This is a genomic window from Bartonella sp. CL266QHHD (genome assembly GCF_042195355.1).
In the GTDB taxonomy this organism is placed as follows: Bacteria; Pseudomonadota; Alphaproteobacteria; order Rhizobiales; family Rhizobiaceae; genus Bartonella.
Genome location: NZ_JBHIOD010000058.1, coordinates 55,345 through 70,580 on the forward strand (window position 1 = coordinate 55,345; position 15,236 = coordinate 70,580).

At 36.2% G+C, this 15,236-nt stretch carries 8 protein-coding genes; 6 read left to right on the forward strand and 2 right to left on the reverse strand.

Features of this window, described 5'->3' with window-relative positions:
- Positions 1 to 186 precede the first annotated feature (186 nt).
- Positions 187 to 2,277, forward strand: a complete 2,091-nt coding sequence (locus tag ACFIK7_RS07985) for a lytic transglycosylase domain-containing protein (protein WP_375663202.1) — start codon at positions 187 to 189, stop codon at positions 2,275 to 2,277.
- A gap of 1,039 nt (positions 2,278 to 3,316) precedes the next feature.
- Here the strand turns inward: ACFIK7_RS07985 and ACFIK7_RS07990 are convergent.
- Complete coding sequence (locus ACFIK7_RS07990; RefSeq protein WP_375657761.1) at positions 3,317 to 4,087, reverse strand: energy transducer TonB; 771 nt, start codon at positions 4,085 to 4,087, stop codon at positions 3,317 to 3,319.
- 244 nt (positions 4,088 to 4,331) lie between these two features.
- Here ACFIK7_RS07990 and ACFIK7_RS07995 point away from each other — a divergent pair, with 244 nt between their 5' ends.
- The 5 genes from ACFIK7_RS07995 to ACFIK7_RS08015 all read left to right on the forward strand — a co-directional run bounded on the left by ACFIK7_RS07995 (position 4,332) and on the right by ACFIK7_RS08015 (position 10,681).
- Complete coding sequence (locus ACFIK7_RS07995) at positions 4,332 to 6,512, forward strand: TonB-dependent hemoglobin/transferrin/lactoferrin family receptor (RefSeq protein ID WP_375630794.1); 2,181 nt, start codon at positions 4,332 to 4,334, stop codon at positions 6,510 to 6,512.
- A 271-nt stretch (positions 6,513 to 6,783) separates the two neighbouring features.
- The gene (locus tag ACFIK7_RS08000) at positions 6,784 to 7,827 is read left to right on the forward strand and encodes a hemin-degrading factor (RefSeq protein ID WP_273791108.1); all 1,044 of its coding nucleotides are present in this window, start codon (positions 6,784 to 6,786) and stop codon (positions 7,825 to 7,827) included.
- 18 nt (positions 7,828 to 7,845) lie between these two features.
- Complete coding sequence (locus tag ACFIK7_RS08005; RefSeq protein WP_273791109.1) at positions 7,846 to 8,748, forward strand: hemin ABC transporter substrate-binding protein; 903 nt, start codon at positions 7,846 to 7,848, stop codon at positions 8,746 to 8,748.
- 5 nt (positions 8,749 to 8,753) lie between these two features.
- A complete protein-coding gene (locus ACFIK7_RS08010; protein WP_375630798.1) occupies positions 8,754 to 9,851 on the forward strand; it encodes a FecCD family ABC transporter permease in 1,098 nt (365 codons plus the stop codon).
- Positions 9,848 to 10,681 (forward strand): heme ABC transporter ATP-binding protein, encoded by an 834-nt coding sequence (locus ACFIK7_RS08015; protein WP_375630800.1) that lies wholly within the window; start codon positions 9,848 to 9,850, stop codon positions 10,679 to 10,681. Before ACFIK7_RS08010 ends, ACFIK7_RS08015 begins: the two co-directional genes overlap by 4 nt.
- Before the next feature lie 1,127 nt (positions 10,682 to 11,808).
- On the opposite strand, the gene ACFIK7_RS08020 is transcribed toward ACFIK7_RS08015, so the two are convergent.
- Complete coding sequence (locus tag ACFIK7_RS08020) at positions 11,809 to 12,783, reverse strand: tail fiber protein (RefSeq protein WP_375630802.1); 975 nt, start codon at positions 12,781 to 12,783, stop codon at positions 11,809 to 11,811.
- Between the last annotated feature and the right edge of the window lie 2,453 nt (positions 12,784 to 15,236).

Consider the following 15,236-nt stretch of genomic DNA (forward strand, 5'->3'; position numbering starts at 1 on the left):
GCATAATCTTGCTCTATCATTGAAGCAAGATGAATTTCAAAAAAAGCCCTCATAAGATGAAAATGCCCCTCCTTAAATGTTGAACAGTTCTTTAAAATAAGCCGTCTATATTAACGCGTTTTTCACGCTTGTGTTCTATAAATCCTTAAGTTTTTACAAAAAGCAAGGTCTCAAGGTCTTTTCTCTATGCGTGTATTCTCCACCTCTCTTTTCGTATCAACCTTTACTGCACTTATACTGGCAATAAGAATTTTATTTTCAAGTGCATACGCGCAAACACCCCTTTTGCAAGGGAAAGCGCCAATCCCTTTGGTTCGCCCTACTCCCTTTACCACAAAAGAAGCTCAAGACTCTCTTCAACAGATACACACGACATCACACAATACTGCTACACTTCAGCAACTGAAAGCTGGGCTAGATGCACTAGCAAACAACAATATTGCAAAAACAATAAATCTTCGTAATTCAATGGAAAAACATAGCCTTGATCGTCATATTTTGACATGGGCGCTGGGGGTATCAAACCAAGCGAATATACCAAGTTCTGAAATATTTAATGCAATCAACATGCTAAAAGGATGGCCAGGTATAGAAACGATGCAACGCAATGCTGAACGTGCTTTTCTTAACGAAACCAACGTTACACGCGCAATCATCCAAAAATTTTCTCATCACCCGCCCCAAACAGCACAAGGGATGGCTCTCTTCGCTAAAGCACTTATCGAAACCAGACAAACCACTCGTGCTCAACACATTATTGCTCCATGGTGGCATAAAACACAACTCAGTGCAAAAGAAGAAGTATTTGTTCTTAAAAATGCAAGCGCTGCATTAAAACCTATTGATCATTTGAAACGCATGCAGTTTATGCTGTATGCACATCGTTTTGATTCAGCAGCACGCGTTGCAAAATTAGCCCATGCTCAATCTCTTTTTAATGCTTTTGTGGCCGTTGAAAAAAATGATCCTAGAGCTACACAAAAATTAAAAGCTGTAGAGAGATCATGGCAAAAAGATCCTCTTTTTCAGTTTGCTCGAATACGCCATCTTCGACGAACAGAGCAATATGATGCAGCCGCAGCACTCATGATGAAAACATCAAACGATGCATTTCGCCTTATGAACCCTCATTCATTGTGGAAAGAACAACGCGCCCTTTCTCGTGAAATGCTCGATTTAAACAAACCAAAAATTGCTTATCAACTCGTTGCAATGCACACTGGTATAACATCTGCATTAGCCGTCGATGCTGAGTTTCATGCAGGATGGTATGCACTACGGTTTCTTCATAACCCTAAATTAGCAATGCAGCATTTTTCACGTATTCCTCAACTCTCTTCTTTACCTTTTTATGCATCACGTGGATATTACTGGATGGGACGAACAGCAGAAACGCTAAAAGAACATCAAAATGCCCAGCAATACTTTCATCGCGCTGCTCATTTTGGTGCAACTTACTATGGTCAATTAGCCGCTGAACGACTCAACCAAAAAAAGCTTAAAGTTTTCTTTCCCAAACCAACAACCGCTGAGCGACAACATTTTAGTGCACGAAAAGCGATCAAAGCAATTCAACGTCTTGAAGCAGCCGGCTATGCTGATTTTGCTAAAATTTTTTATAGAGAGCTCGGAAAAAGAATAGAAAGCCCCGGTGAATTAGCTCTTCTGGCTGTTATGGCAGAAAAAAATGGAGACTATTATACCAGCCTCAAAATTGGAAAAATGGCTGCTTTTCAGGGAAAAAATGTTGGTGCACTCTCTCATCCTCTGGGAGCTATACCAGCTTCTGCTAATATTTCTGTAGAAGAAAAATCGCTTATCTATGCCATTGCACGCCAAGAAAGCGAATTTAATCCAACAGCCATATCAAAAGCAGGTGCACAAGGTATACTCCAATTGCTTCCTACAACAGCAAAAGCACTGGCAAAAAAATACTCAATCGCATGGTCTCCTAAAAAATTTAGCAGTGATGCTCATTATAATGCAACATTAGGTGCCCATTTTCTCAATGAACAATTAGAACGTTTTAATGGATCCTATATACTAACTCTTATTGGCTATAATGCGGGTCCCCGTCGAGTCAATGAATGGATAAAACGTTATGGCGATCCTCGAGGACAATCTCTCGATAACGTCATTGATTGGATTGAACGTATTCCTTATACAGAAACACGTAATTACGTGATGCGTGTCATGGAAAATTATGGTGTCTACAAAGCAAGACTCACTGGGAAAATAGATATAAAAACCGATCTGCTTTCTGGTCGACGGAAATAATATGCCTTAACTTCCCAAATAGCATTTGAAAGCATTCATAAGAAGTGTTTTTATTCCTTTTTAAATAGTACCCACATACCAGCCTTCTTATGATGTATAAGCAAGTAATTTTAATTGATTCAGTATCAATAAATTCAAAATAAGAAAACCCTGCGCTATTCGGGTCTTTTATTCTAAATACAAAATGATGAATTATCATTATAAATCAACATGTCATACAAATAGTTCATTTCTTCTCAACATAAACGACAATATCATAGAGATTACAAATATAAGAGAAGAGTGAAACAAATAGCTCATCCTTTTACTGTTGCTTATTAGTCAATATTCAAATCTTGTGAAACAGCATATTTTAAAACTATTTTTTTCTGCTTATAACATTTCTATACCAAATAGAGAGTAGGTTGTTATATATATCGTTTGGATTATCTCTGATAACAGAAAGACAGACTCATTGAGTTAGAAAGCCTTAAAGACAAACAATTTTCTTCTGCCCCTTCCCTTTCATTCGGTTTTACGACTTTTAAATATGTCAATATCTTTTAATGATGAAGATGAAGCTTTGCTTTTTGTTTTTCTCATTTTTACATATAAGTTCACATCCTTCACACAAAAACAGAGCATCCCAAAATAGTATGTTTTTCTTATTGATATTCTTGTTTTATTTTAATATTTCTAAGTCTATTTCACAACGGTGTATCTGGAAAGTACTTACGAAAATCCTCTCACGAACGGTATAAAAATCGATTAGACACGATTAACCTTTACTTAATTACTTAATAAAAGCTATAGCTCTATCATCCCATAACTCCCAATGTTGCAACAACCCTTTCATTTAGAGCATTCATAAGAAGTATATTCGCTGCTTTTTAGAAGTTTTTATTCATGCTCCCCCCTCAACTTATATCATAAGTAAGCGAATGGTTTTGATTAATTCAACGTCAAAAAAATTAGAACAAACTATATTTTAACTTTCATTAAAATTATAAACAATCATTATAAATCAATATATTATAAGAAAAGCGCCCCGCATAAGAAATCAGCTAAATATTAGGGATACTCTGATTGTTTTATTCACTTTTGATGGTGGTGGTGGTGGAAAAGAACCAATGCGTTGAAGTGCCGCCATCGCTAATCGATCAAGTTCCGGATCACCAGCAGAGACTGCTACACGACTAGAAAAAATACTCCCCTGCTCATGTACCATAAATTCTAACTTCACCGTTCCTTTTGTATGACTGGTACGCTGTCCCACAATATAATTTTTTTGCCTTTCTAATTGTGACTGTACCTTTGCTAACCACTCCATTAACAACATATCTTCAGTCCCTGCTGTAACACCGCCCTTATTGGTGGAAGAAGAACGTACCGCCTTTGTATTGGAGCGCTTTACTACAGCCTTTGGCATCGGTATTGTTTTTTTGATAAACGCTTTATGCTCCACTTTTTGAGGAAGGGGGTCTTCTAAAGACTTTAAGTCATCCTGTTCTACTATATGCTGAGGTTCTTGCGATTGAACTTCATCCACGGATTGCAATCCTTCTAACTCCTGCTCTAGGAGATCAGACTGTAATACTTCTGGCTCTGTATTAATATCCGACTCTGTATGAATATCTGGCAAATCTGTATCAACATCCGGATATACAGTTTCTTGCGCAAAAGTCAGCATAATCTCCGACGAGAGCAAGCCATTACTTACACCAATACTTTGAAAATAAAACTGCGCTCCCAATAATACATGCAAAAAGAAAGCTCCAACAAATGCACCAATCCAAAGAGTTAATAATTGCTTCGTATTTGCAAAATTCATCGTTTTTTCTGCCACTATTTTAAGCTTAATATTGGTGTTCAATCTCATTAAAACAGGCTATTTTGAAATTGCAACTTTTTTCTTGACTGATTTTGTCATGTTTAATATGGTTTTCCAGTGATTTTGTGTTGTTTTCAAAATCATTTCTACTTGGCTGGCAAGTTTTAATCAGCGGGTCCAGCCTTTTTGTATGTAAATAAAATTTCAAAACAGAGAGGGGACGTTAAAAGGGTTGTGATGTGTTATGCAAATAAGACGAAAAAATATCTATAAAAGCTGTGTGATTTTAAGTGCATTATCGGTCTGTATACCTTCATTTGTTTTCGCACGAAGTAATGATGGAGCTTCTGTCACTGAACTCAAACCAATTGTTATTGAAGAGAAAAAAATAGGGACGGCCTTGGATTCGGTCACTATTTTGACGAGTCGAAAAACCGCGAAAGATATTCGTGAAAAACAAATAACTGATGCCTATGATATTAATCGCCTTGATCCATCCGTATCCTATAACCCAGGGAATAACAGTTTTGTCATTCGTGGTTTAGAGGCAAGCCGTATTCTTACAACGATGGATGGTATCGTTCTTCCATGGTTGGACGATATATTCCGCGGAAATAGTGGTAACACAACGTTTGATTTTGGTGCACTTTCCACACTTGATATTATTCAAGGATCGGATTCTAGCCTTTATGGATCTGGTGCGCTAGGAGGAATTGTTGCTTTGCGTACCCTTGATCCTGAAGATCTTATCACAGAAGGAAAAAATTGGGGTGGTCTTATAAAAGGTGGTTATCATTCTGTTGATAATAGTTGGCACGTAGATCAAGCTGTTGCAATGCGTGCTCAACAAACGTTTTTGCTTTTCCAGGGTTCTTATGCGGAAGGTCATGAGCGCAAAAATATGGGAACCTTAGAGGGCTATGGAGAGCGCACACGTAAAAACCCTGCTCATTTTGATCAAAATAATTTGCTCTTTAAAATTCACCAATACCTTGATGATAATCACCGACTTGGTTTTACCGCCGAGCGTTTTGGTCACACCATTGATACACATTCATTGAATGCTTCTGAGAGATATTATGCCCCTAGTTCTGTTTATGATAAGGACGACAAACTCCGTGAACGCCTTTCTCTTTCTTATGACTATAATGGCAATGAAGATGCACTTTTTGATGCATTTCGTGGGCAGATTTATTGGCAAAGACAGTCAAATCGTCATATTCTGACCGGATTTCGTGTTAGGGCCCCCAAAGGGGATTTTTTGAGAGATAATTTTTTGCGTAATACTAATTATGGTATCAATGCTAACGCTCTCAAGAAAGTTCATATTGGCACTGTAGATCATACGTTAAAGATTGCCACTAATGTTTTATCATCTAAATTTCATCATTATTTGTTAGGGAAAGATAATTGTCATTTGGCGGAAAATGCACGGGGCTGTCTCTTTGTACCCGCTAATCGGTCAGATTCACCAGATGCGAATGGCTATAATTTGGGTTTTGTTTTCGAAGATGAAATTGGCTTTGCTGATAACCATTTCCGTATAACACCTGGAGTTCGTTATGATTGGTTTAAATATATCCCTCAAAAAACGTCCTCTTATGAGAAAGCTCTGATTTCTGACAAATTTCCTCCAGAAAGAAATGGTTCACGTTTTTCTCCCAAATTACGTATGGAGCTGGATGTTCGTAATCAAGTAACACTTTATGCTCAATGGGCGCAAGCTTTTCGTGCACCACGTATTCCAGAACTTTATGTCTCTTATATAAAACCCTCTGCTTATTATGTGAAGGGAAACCCTGATCTTAAAGCAGAAACAAGCAATGGATATGATGTTGGTATAAGGTATGGAAATGGAAATTTCGGCGGTTCAGTCAGTGCCTTTTTTAATCAATACAAGGACTTCATAGATACTATAGATAAAGGGCCATCAGAGGAATTCAAATTTGCGCGTCGCCATTACATAAATCGTGCGAATGTGCGTATTTATGGTGCTGAAGCCAAAATACATTTGGCTCTTAATGGTGGATTCCATAGCAATTTTGCTCTTGCCTATTCGCAAGGAAAAGATCTTGATAAAGATGAATATCTTAACTCAATTCCAGCTTTAAAAGCGATTGTTGGGATCGGATATGCAAAAGAAATCTGGGGAGCAGACGTTGTTCTTACCTCATCTGCCAAACGCGATAAAGTTGCTAAGGAATCGGACTATCAAAAAATTCCAGGTTATAATATTATTGATGTGTCAGGTTGGTTGAAGCCATTTGGTGAAAAGGGTCCTGTTATAAGGGCTGGTGTTTATAATCTGTTCAATCAAAAATATTGGAATGTATCAGATCTTCCTTCCGGTGAAAGCTCAACGCCGAAGGATTATTATACTCAGCCTGGTCGCAACTTTAAAGTTTCGTTCGTGCAAAAATTTTAGTTACTTTTGTTAACCATTAGATCAATTAAAAAGGTTAGATCGATAAAGAATAAGTCATTGTGTTTCTGTTCTTCTTGTTCTCTAAACAACAGATTTTGAGGTTTACGCTTTAGCTTTTTGCAATTTATCGGTTTTTATTGTTCTACTGTTAATAAAAAAAGGGCTTATTTGGTAGTAGGTTGAACCATTAGTTGATAGTGGTTCGACTTACTGTCTTTGAGTTGAAAAATTAAACAATTAACCCTCAAACAGGTAACATAAGGATAAGCCCATGTCATACACAGCCGAAATGATTATTCGCTTGCGTGAAGAAAAAAAAGAGATGCGTAACCGCGATTTCGCGGACTCTATTGGTATATCTGAAGCAGAACTCATTGCGGCTTATTGTACAATTGGAAAAGCAAAAAAACTACGCGCTGATGTCGCTACTCTCTTGGAAAATGCTCCTAAACTTGGCACAGTTATGGCATTGACACGGAATGATAATGCTGTCCATGAAATAACAGGATGTTTTGAGAAAATTGTTCAAAGCCAGCATATCCCGATAACACTCGGTGAAATTGACTTGCGTGTTTTTTCAAAAAAATGGAAGTTTGGTTTCGAGCATGATGTGATTATTCTCGGAACACCTATGAAAAGTTTGCAATTCTTTGATCAATATGGCATTGCCATTTTCAAACTCTATTCTAAAGACGCAACAAATATGGAAGAATGGGCTGCACTTGTTGAAAAGTTGCTTCATGACGATCAATCACCTGTACTTGATATTTCTCCCGTTCTTACTCCAGTACAATGTGATACGACAAAGCTGGATGTTGAAAAGTTCCGAGATCGTTGGCGCCAGATGACTGATGTGCATCAACTTCATGAGATTATTTCTGAACTGAAAATTAATCGACATGATGCTGTAAAACATGTCGGAAATGAGTTTGCCGATGAGTTAAAAATAGAAGCTGTTGAAATGATGCTCAGACAAGTTGCACAACAAGAGTTACCAATTATGTGTTTTGTTGGTAATAAAGGATGTATTCAAATTTTCACTGGGCAAGTAAAGAACATTAAGCAAATGGGACCTTGGCTTAATGTTCTCGATCAGAAATTTCACCTCCATTTACTCGTTTCTGGATTTTATAAGGTATGGCGTGTTCGCAAGCCTACGATTGATGGGTATGTCAGCTCACTTGAAGTTTTCGATAAAGCTGATGAGATGGTTATTCAATTCTTTGGCGTACGCAAGGAGGGACAAAAAGAACGTGACGATTGGCGCTCTTTATTGAATAGTTTGCCATCATGCCAAGAAAACAGCAGTAACTAAGATAAGGTAAGGTTGGACATGTTCATATCTCTTTTACATAGGTTATCAAACCTTTTTCTTATGTGTTTACTGCTCTCTCTTACTTGTTTTTCTAAACAAGTAATTGCTGAACCTGCAACGCGTTTTCCTGAAAATGCTCGAATTGTTTCTATCGGCGGAGCACTTACAGAAATTGTCTATGCATTAGGAGCCCAAGATCAACTTGTCGCCCGTGATAGTACAAGTGTCTACCCACAAGAAGCGCTCAAGCTTCCTGTGCTTGGATATATGCGTGCTCTTTCACCTGAGGGTGTTTTATCACTTGCTCCAGAGGGTATATTGCTTGTTGAAGGAAGCGGTCCCGCTTCAACAATTGATATTCTCAAAAAAACATCGATACCTCTGGTGATCATACCAGAAGACTACTCCCGTGAAAATGTGATAGAAAAGATTCGCCTCGTTGGTCAAGCCATTCATCGGGAAGTGCAAGCGGCTGCGTTAATTGAGAAATTGAAGCGTAATTTTTTAGACAACGATGCGCTTTTGGCGAAAGTAACAAGACCAAAGCGTGTTCTTTTTGTTTTCTCTGTGCAAAATGGACGCGTCATGGCATCTGGAACAGGTACTGCAGCTGATAGTATGATAAAACTTTCAGGCGCTATCAATGCTATCACCGATTATAAAGGATATAAACTTCTCAACGGCGAAGCGTTATTGAAATCAGATCCCGATGTTATCTTACTTGTAAAACATGGTGCAAGATCAACCAGCATTGATAAGATTTTAGCCATACCGGCAGTTCAAGCAACAACTGCAGCAAAAAATCATGCCATAAAACAGATGGATGCCATGTATTTTTTGGGATTTGGTCCACGCACTGCAGACGCATCAAGAGAGCTTATTGAGATACTTTATGGTGCAAATCAAAACGGTAAGAGCTGATAAAAATGGTAGACGGTACATCCATGATGCATTTACCTGAAGCAAAAGAAGGTAAAAAAATAAGCCGTTCAAAGCAGGGGAAGATTTTATTATTAAGCTTAATAATCTTCCTTATCTTCAGTATTTTTGGTGGGCTCTTGAATGGTGCTGCAAAAGTTTCTTTCGTTGATCTCCTCCATGTGATGCTTACACAAGATTTTTCGGTAAGTAGTAAAACGCGTGATTACCTCGTGCTCATAGACATAAGGCTTCCCCGTGTTATCTTGGGATTATTGATTGGAGCAGCTTTAGCTGTCTCCGGTGTTCTTATGCAAGGGCTTTTTCGTAATCCTCTTGCAGATCCCGGAATTGTAGGTGTATCAGCAGGCGCTGGACTTGGAGCAGTCTTAGCAATTGTTGTCGGTATTGCTTTTCCTGTTTCATTTGCACCTTTTCTAGAGCCTTATAAAGTTATCATAGGTGCTTTTTTTGGTGGACTTTTATCAACGATTATTCTCTACATAATAGCAACGCATAATAGCTTTACCTCTATTGCAACCATGCTGCTTGCTGGTATTGCTCTTGGTGCATTAAGCAGTGCAGTTGTCGGAACATTGATTTTTGTCGCAAATGACCAACAACTGCGCGATATCACTTTTTGGAGTCTTGGCTCTCTTGCGGGCGCTACATGGTTAAAAGTATGGCTCGTTCTTCCTTTTATCGTTATTGGTCTTCTTTTCTCTCCCTTTTTATCACGAGCACTTAATGCCCTTGCTCTTGGAGAAGCTGTTGCTGGCCATATTGGTTTCCATATTCAACGCGTCAAAAATATTGCTATTCCCCTTGTTGCTCTTATGTGTGGTAGTGCTGTTGCTGTCAGTGGTGGTATTGGTTTTATTGGTATTATTGTTCCTCATATTTTACGTCAGCTCATAGGTCCTGATCATCGCTATCTCATTCCTTGCTCTGCTCTCCTGGGAGCAGCATTACTTATTTTTGCTGATATGTTTGCACGCTTAATTGTTGCCCCCGCTGAATTGCCGATTGGGATTGTAACAGCACTTTTTGGTGCACCTTTCTTTCTATGGATCCTTATATGCAAAAGAGGAACAGACTTTTCATGATTGAAGCGACAAATATTTGTGTTCAGCGCGGAAAGAAGAAGATTCTTAAACACATTAATCTTCAAGCTAAAAGTGGTGCTTTTACCATTATTATTGGTCCTAATGGATCAGGAAAAAGTACTTTTATCAAAGCTCTGAGTGGTGAAATTCCTTACAGCGGAAAAATAACCTTAAATGGTTATAATGTACGCCAAACAAAGACTCATATAATGGCAAAAATGCGCGCTGTACTACCACAATCAACAACGCTCGTATTTCCATTCTTAGTCCATGAAGTTGTAGGACTTGGCCTTTCTGTAAACCAATTTACCTTTGCCACAACCGAATTGCAAAATCTTATCCAGAAAGCTTTAGAGTGCGTTGACCTTTCTGATTATGGCAGCCTGTATTATCACCAATTATCAGGCGGAGAACAAGCTAGAGTACAACTTGCCCGTGTACTTTGCCAAGTCTGGAAACCTGTTCATAATGGGATTCCTCGCTGGATGATATTAGATGAACCTATTGCTAGCCTCGATATTCAACATCAAATCATCGTTATGGATATTGCTAAACAATTTTCCTATTCTGGTGGCGGCGTTCTTGCTGTTCTTCATGACCTCAATCTCGCGGCACATTATGCAGATAACATGATCTTGCTCAAGGAAGGTGAGATTTATTGCGAAGGAAATGCAACTAATGTTTTGACAACACAAAATCTCCGCAATGTTTATCATTGTTCTTTAAACGTTTCTGAATTACCTAAAGAAGATATCCCTTTTATACTCCCTCAAACGGCATCCTCCTATGAAATTAGATCTCTAAGCTGTCGGCTTCAATCTAAAAACTAAAGTCCATAGCAAAATAAAACACGCAAATATTCAAGAATCTTTTTTATTTTTATATGAACTCCTTTTTGTCATCTATCATTAAAAAAGAAGACCAAGCACCCTAAAGATATTTTTTGAAAAAACTACCAGTTTAAAATCTTTCAAGATTTTACGTAACTAAAAACATGTGAAGTTTTGTTTTGCTATCAAACTGTTAGATAATACGAATTTATACAACATAAATATGCGTTTTCCTACTCTTTCTATCACTTTTATCTTTATAAAAATGATTCAAGAAATGCGTACAAATGCCTTTGTTATAATAACGGGTGTATTATTTATATCTTCTAAGGACCATATAGAAATCAAGTACTTTTCTCCCCTCCACAAAAGATTTGTTTGTAGCTTTAATAGTAACATCTTCTTTATAACACATATACTTTAACTTTTTTTATAAATAAATATTAATTTATACTAATATTTTTTACTTTTCTCTTTCTATTAAAAAATTGTTTATTGGCATATCACAAAGAATTAACCTATTGAATAAAAACTTTAAAATAAACTCAATAACACTTCTTGTAAGCCCCCCTAATGCAAAAACAATGCGAAATATAGGGATGAGGAGAGAGTATAGAAATAGCGTTTGTCTTCTGCTTCACAAGCATAATGATGATTCCACTCAAGGAGTACTATCATTTACAGATAAAGCCTCCACCATGGCAATGCAAAGAAATGAAATCGACAACAAGGTGAGAGATATCTTTATAAGATGAATTAACTCATACGGGGGTATGCTGTTTTTGCACAAAAAAACGTTAAAATATTGTACTTTATTTATGCCTCAGGTTGAATAATTTTATCACCTTACCCCCTATCAAAACACCTTATGAAAAAATGTATCTCTAGATCACTTCACGGTACAGTTTAAATGATTTTTACATATTTTCCCTATGTTATCATACAATTATAAAATAAATTATATCCTTAACTCTTTCTTTTAATCATTTTTAAATTGTTTTTTGACTCTCTCAAGTATCCTATTAACAATATAGATTTCCTCTTCATATGCATAGAAAATAACGCGGAATTGCTCCGCGTTAACAAAATTATCAAGGTCTATAGATTATTTATGGACCCGACCATACTCATGATTTTATAGCATAGACAACGGTTGTATTAACAGGGCGCGTTTCTGCCTCACCCGTATGGGAAAGAGTTACCTTGTGTGTATGTGCACCAGCAGAAGCTGTTCTCCCTTTCAGGGTCGTATTATAAGTATAATGATTCGGGAGTCTCCCAATATCACCAACGGGCCAGCCTACCCCTTGATACTCAAAATTGTGTGCATGCTCGCCTGCGTTTTCAATGCTTCCAATATGCGTATGCGATTTTATGCTATCTTGTTGTTCATCCGCAAACTTTCTACCACCATCTAAACCCCGACCATTATCAAAGCCGCGTAAAAACATGCCTCTAAAATCAGGAACTTTAAAAGTTTTATTGCTGTCTTTTCCCCATTTATCACCTATTGCATTGAATAACAGCGGATAATCTTCACGCTTATAGGCCTTACCATCACATAAAAGCCAACCATTTGGCACATTTTGCATAGCAAATGTTGCAATGAATCCAGCGGGAAAACTTTCTATCTTTGGTGGTGTAGGATTTAATAAATACCAACCCTCATGCTCTTTTATTAAAACACCATTATTGTATACCATTTCATAAATGCCATCTGTTTGAAATTCTCCACCTTCTAATGGTATAACCCCCACATCAGTGGCTTTATAGATAAGCTTTTCTCCTATATTATTAACAGTTATGGTTGTCGCGCCAATATTTACACCACAAGCTTTAAAACGTATGACGATATCATTGTTGTATTTCTTTATAGGCGAAACTGTCTTTAAAGTAATTAATGTTGTTTTATCATCCACATTTACTGTAAAGCTTGAATTAATAGATCCTCCATTATCTGCAAGATATTCACGTACGCGCTGCATCATCGCCCGTGCACTATCATTAACAGAACTAGGCGGCTGACCTTCTGCCCAATTAATGATACTATCTGAATAAGCATTTTCATCAGCCTTTAGAGACCAATCGTAAATATTAGACATTTTAAATCCCCCATTATTTTCATAGTTTTTCTAACAATTTCTCGTTCTGTGCACTAAAATGTGCGGCCGCTGTTGATTGGTACATCATAACCACTGTACCATCCGTATTTACGCATTTTATCTCTCTTCACTCCTTCCAATTTTATAACCTAAATTCACCAGACGCTTTTCATAACATTAGTATTAATGCTTTCTCTTCTAATGTGTAATGTAACCACCTCATTTGAGGTTACTCAGTATCTTGTTTTGTTGTTTTGCTGTTGTTATATAATTATTTCTCAAATCTTGCATCTTGTTGCAAAATTTATAAATACTGTTCAAAATTTTTCTTATTATGGATTTCATATAACCATTACTGAATGTAATAACTTATCACCCACATAGAAAGTTTCTGACTTAAACATTATCTTTTTTTATTTTTTCAATAGTTTAAATCTATCTCGTCGATATTTTATACCATATATTTTAAACAAAGAAATTCTATCTTTTAGCTATCATTTGTATTAAAATTTTAAAATTAGCTTCAAATTTTTTGCATGCTTCATTATGTTTTTATTCACATGCAGATACTTTGTTCTATTTTATTCAATTTATTCCTGAAATTGTGTTACAGGATTATCACCAATGTTTTTTTGAACAAGCTTTTGTTCAATCTAAATACATCATAGAGAATATATTCAATATGGCTATTTCCTCACGCTTTCATTGAACTGAAAAGAAATACTTTGAAATACTAAAGAAACACTACACACCTTCACAAAATTTGAAGGTTGTATCCGATCCGGAAAAAATTAAAAAGCATAACCTAGCACCCTCCCCCAATTTTTATGAACAATATCCTTGTTTTTTAAACGCCCCATAACCAACTTTTCCCCTCCCACACTTAGCACATCTGCCTCTATATATTATTATATGTATATCTTTTTTGCAAGAACAATAAATCATTCTAAACAACATCTTGCAATTATTGGTGTTCTTCTTAATTCATGACAATATCAAAAAGCATTCTCTAAACTGTTTTTCTAACTCATCTGCTTCATCAATCCAAACAAAAAATACGCTCCATCGATTTAACACTTGCTATACCCTTAACTATCAAAGAAAACACCTTACAAAATCTTGCATAAGTAGCCAGACAATTGGACTATCCATGGCTTGTCTTTTCCAAATAAAATATCCTCTCCACTCATTACCGACTTTATTTTCAGTGTTCTCTGCACCTTGAACTTCTATCTTCCCTTTAAAATATACATCATTTATTAGCTACACCCTTTACCAGCTCTCGATGGGGTTATTTTTACTGTTTTTGAAGTTATTGCTATATTTTCTAATGTCAGAAACATTTTCTTTAGGTAATAAAAAACTCAGAAATTCCAGACTTTTTACATACATAACGCTAATATATAACCTTACAATACATGAATAAAATGTGATCTATTCTACAAAAATATAATACGTATTGATGAATCAACAAAACCAACACTCAAAAAGAAAGATGGGAATATGAGTTTTGGAGATCTTATCGTATGCAGTATATTAGGATTTTTGTTTACAATCTTTTCATTGGGGGGGGGATGCTTAAAATCGTTACAGTAGAATTAAAAAAAAATATTTTAGGTGTCCTTTTCTATTCCTTCCAGCATTTACCTCACTATTTAGTATAATTGCACTACTTAAATATGATCTTTTTAACAAGATTTAAAAGATAAGCTGTTTTTATATCCTTCATAAGGTGCATAACGAGTTTTATGATGTGAGTGGAGTAATGCAAAGCGATTATAGAATGCTATGATACTGCAGATAAAGAATTCACTAACGAATTTATTTATGAATCTCTTGTCAACACATTTGTCTATCTTTGGGGTGCACCAATCATCACTGGCTGTATAGCTGCAGCTTTTATATGGCTACCATTTATAATACTGTTAATAATAGTAATATTGGTGGGAATTTGGTTACTCTTCCTCATAATTCCCTACTTATTCAAAAATTGGTTTTCGGCTTTATTAATCATCATTATAATAATTCTTTGTTTGTGTTTATTTTAATTATTACCTATTTTAGTGTTTAAAATTTTTTTTGACGCAAATTTTCTCAATTTTTCTCTTGTTGTATTATAATAATAAGAGCACTTCATTATAATTAGAAAGCTTTTTGTATATAATTAGTGATTTCTTATCTGTAATATTGTTGCACGATATCACATGACACTTGAATAACTTTACCTTGAAAACAAAGAGCTTTATGTCTCAGAAAATGAATTTTCACCTCGTCTTAAGCTAAAACACAGCGCTTTGCACGCATTTCTATTGCAAACTAATTAATGAATTTACGTATACTTTTGTGCTGAGATACATCCTTTTGCTTTCCTCTCTCTTCCAACTATTTAAAATTGTTGATGAAATTTCAAGATAAAAAGCCTTTGTGCATTTTCATCATCATTTTTTAATTCA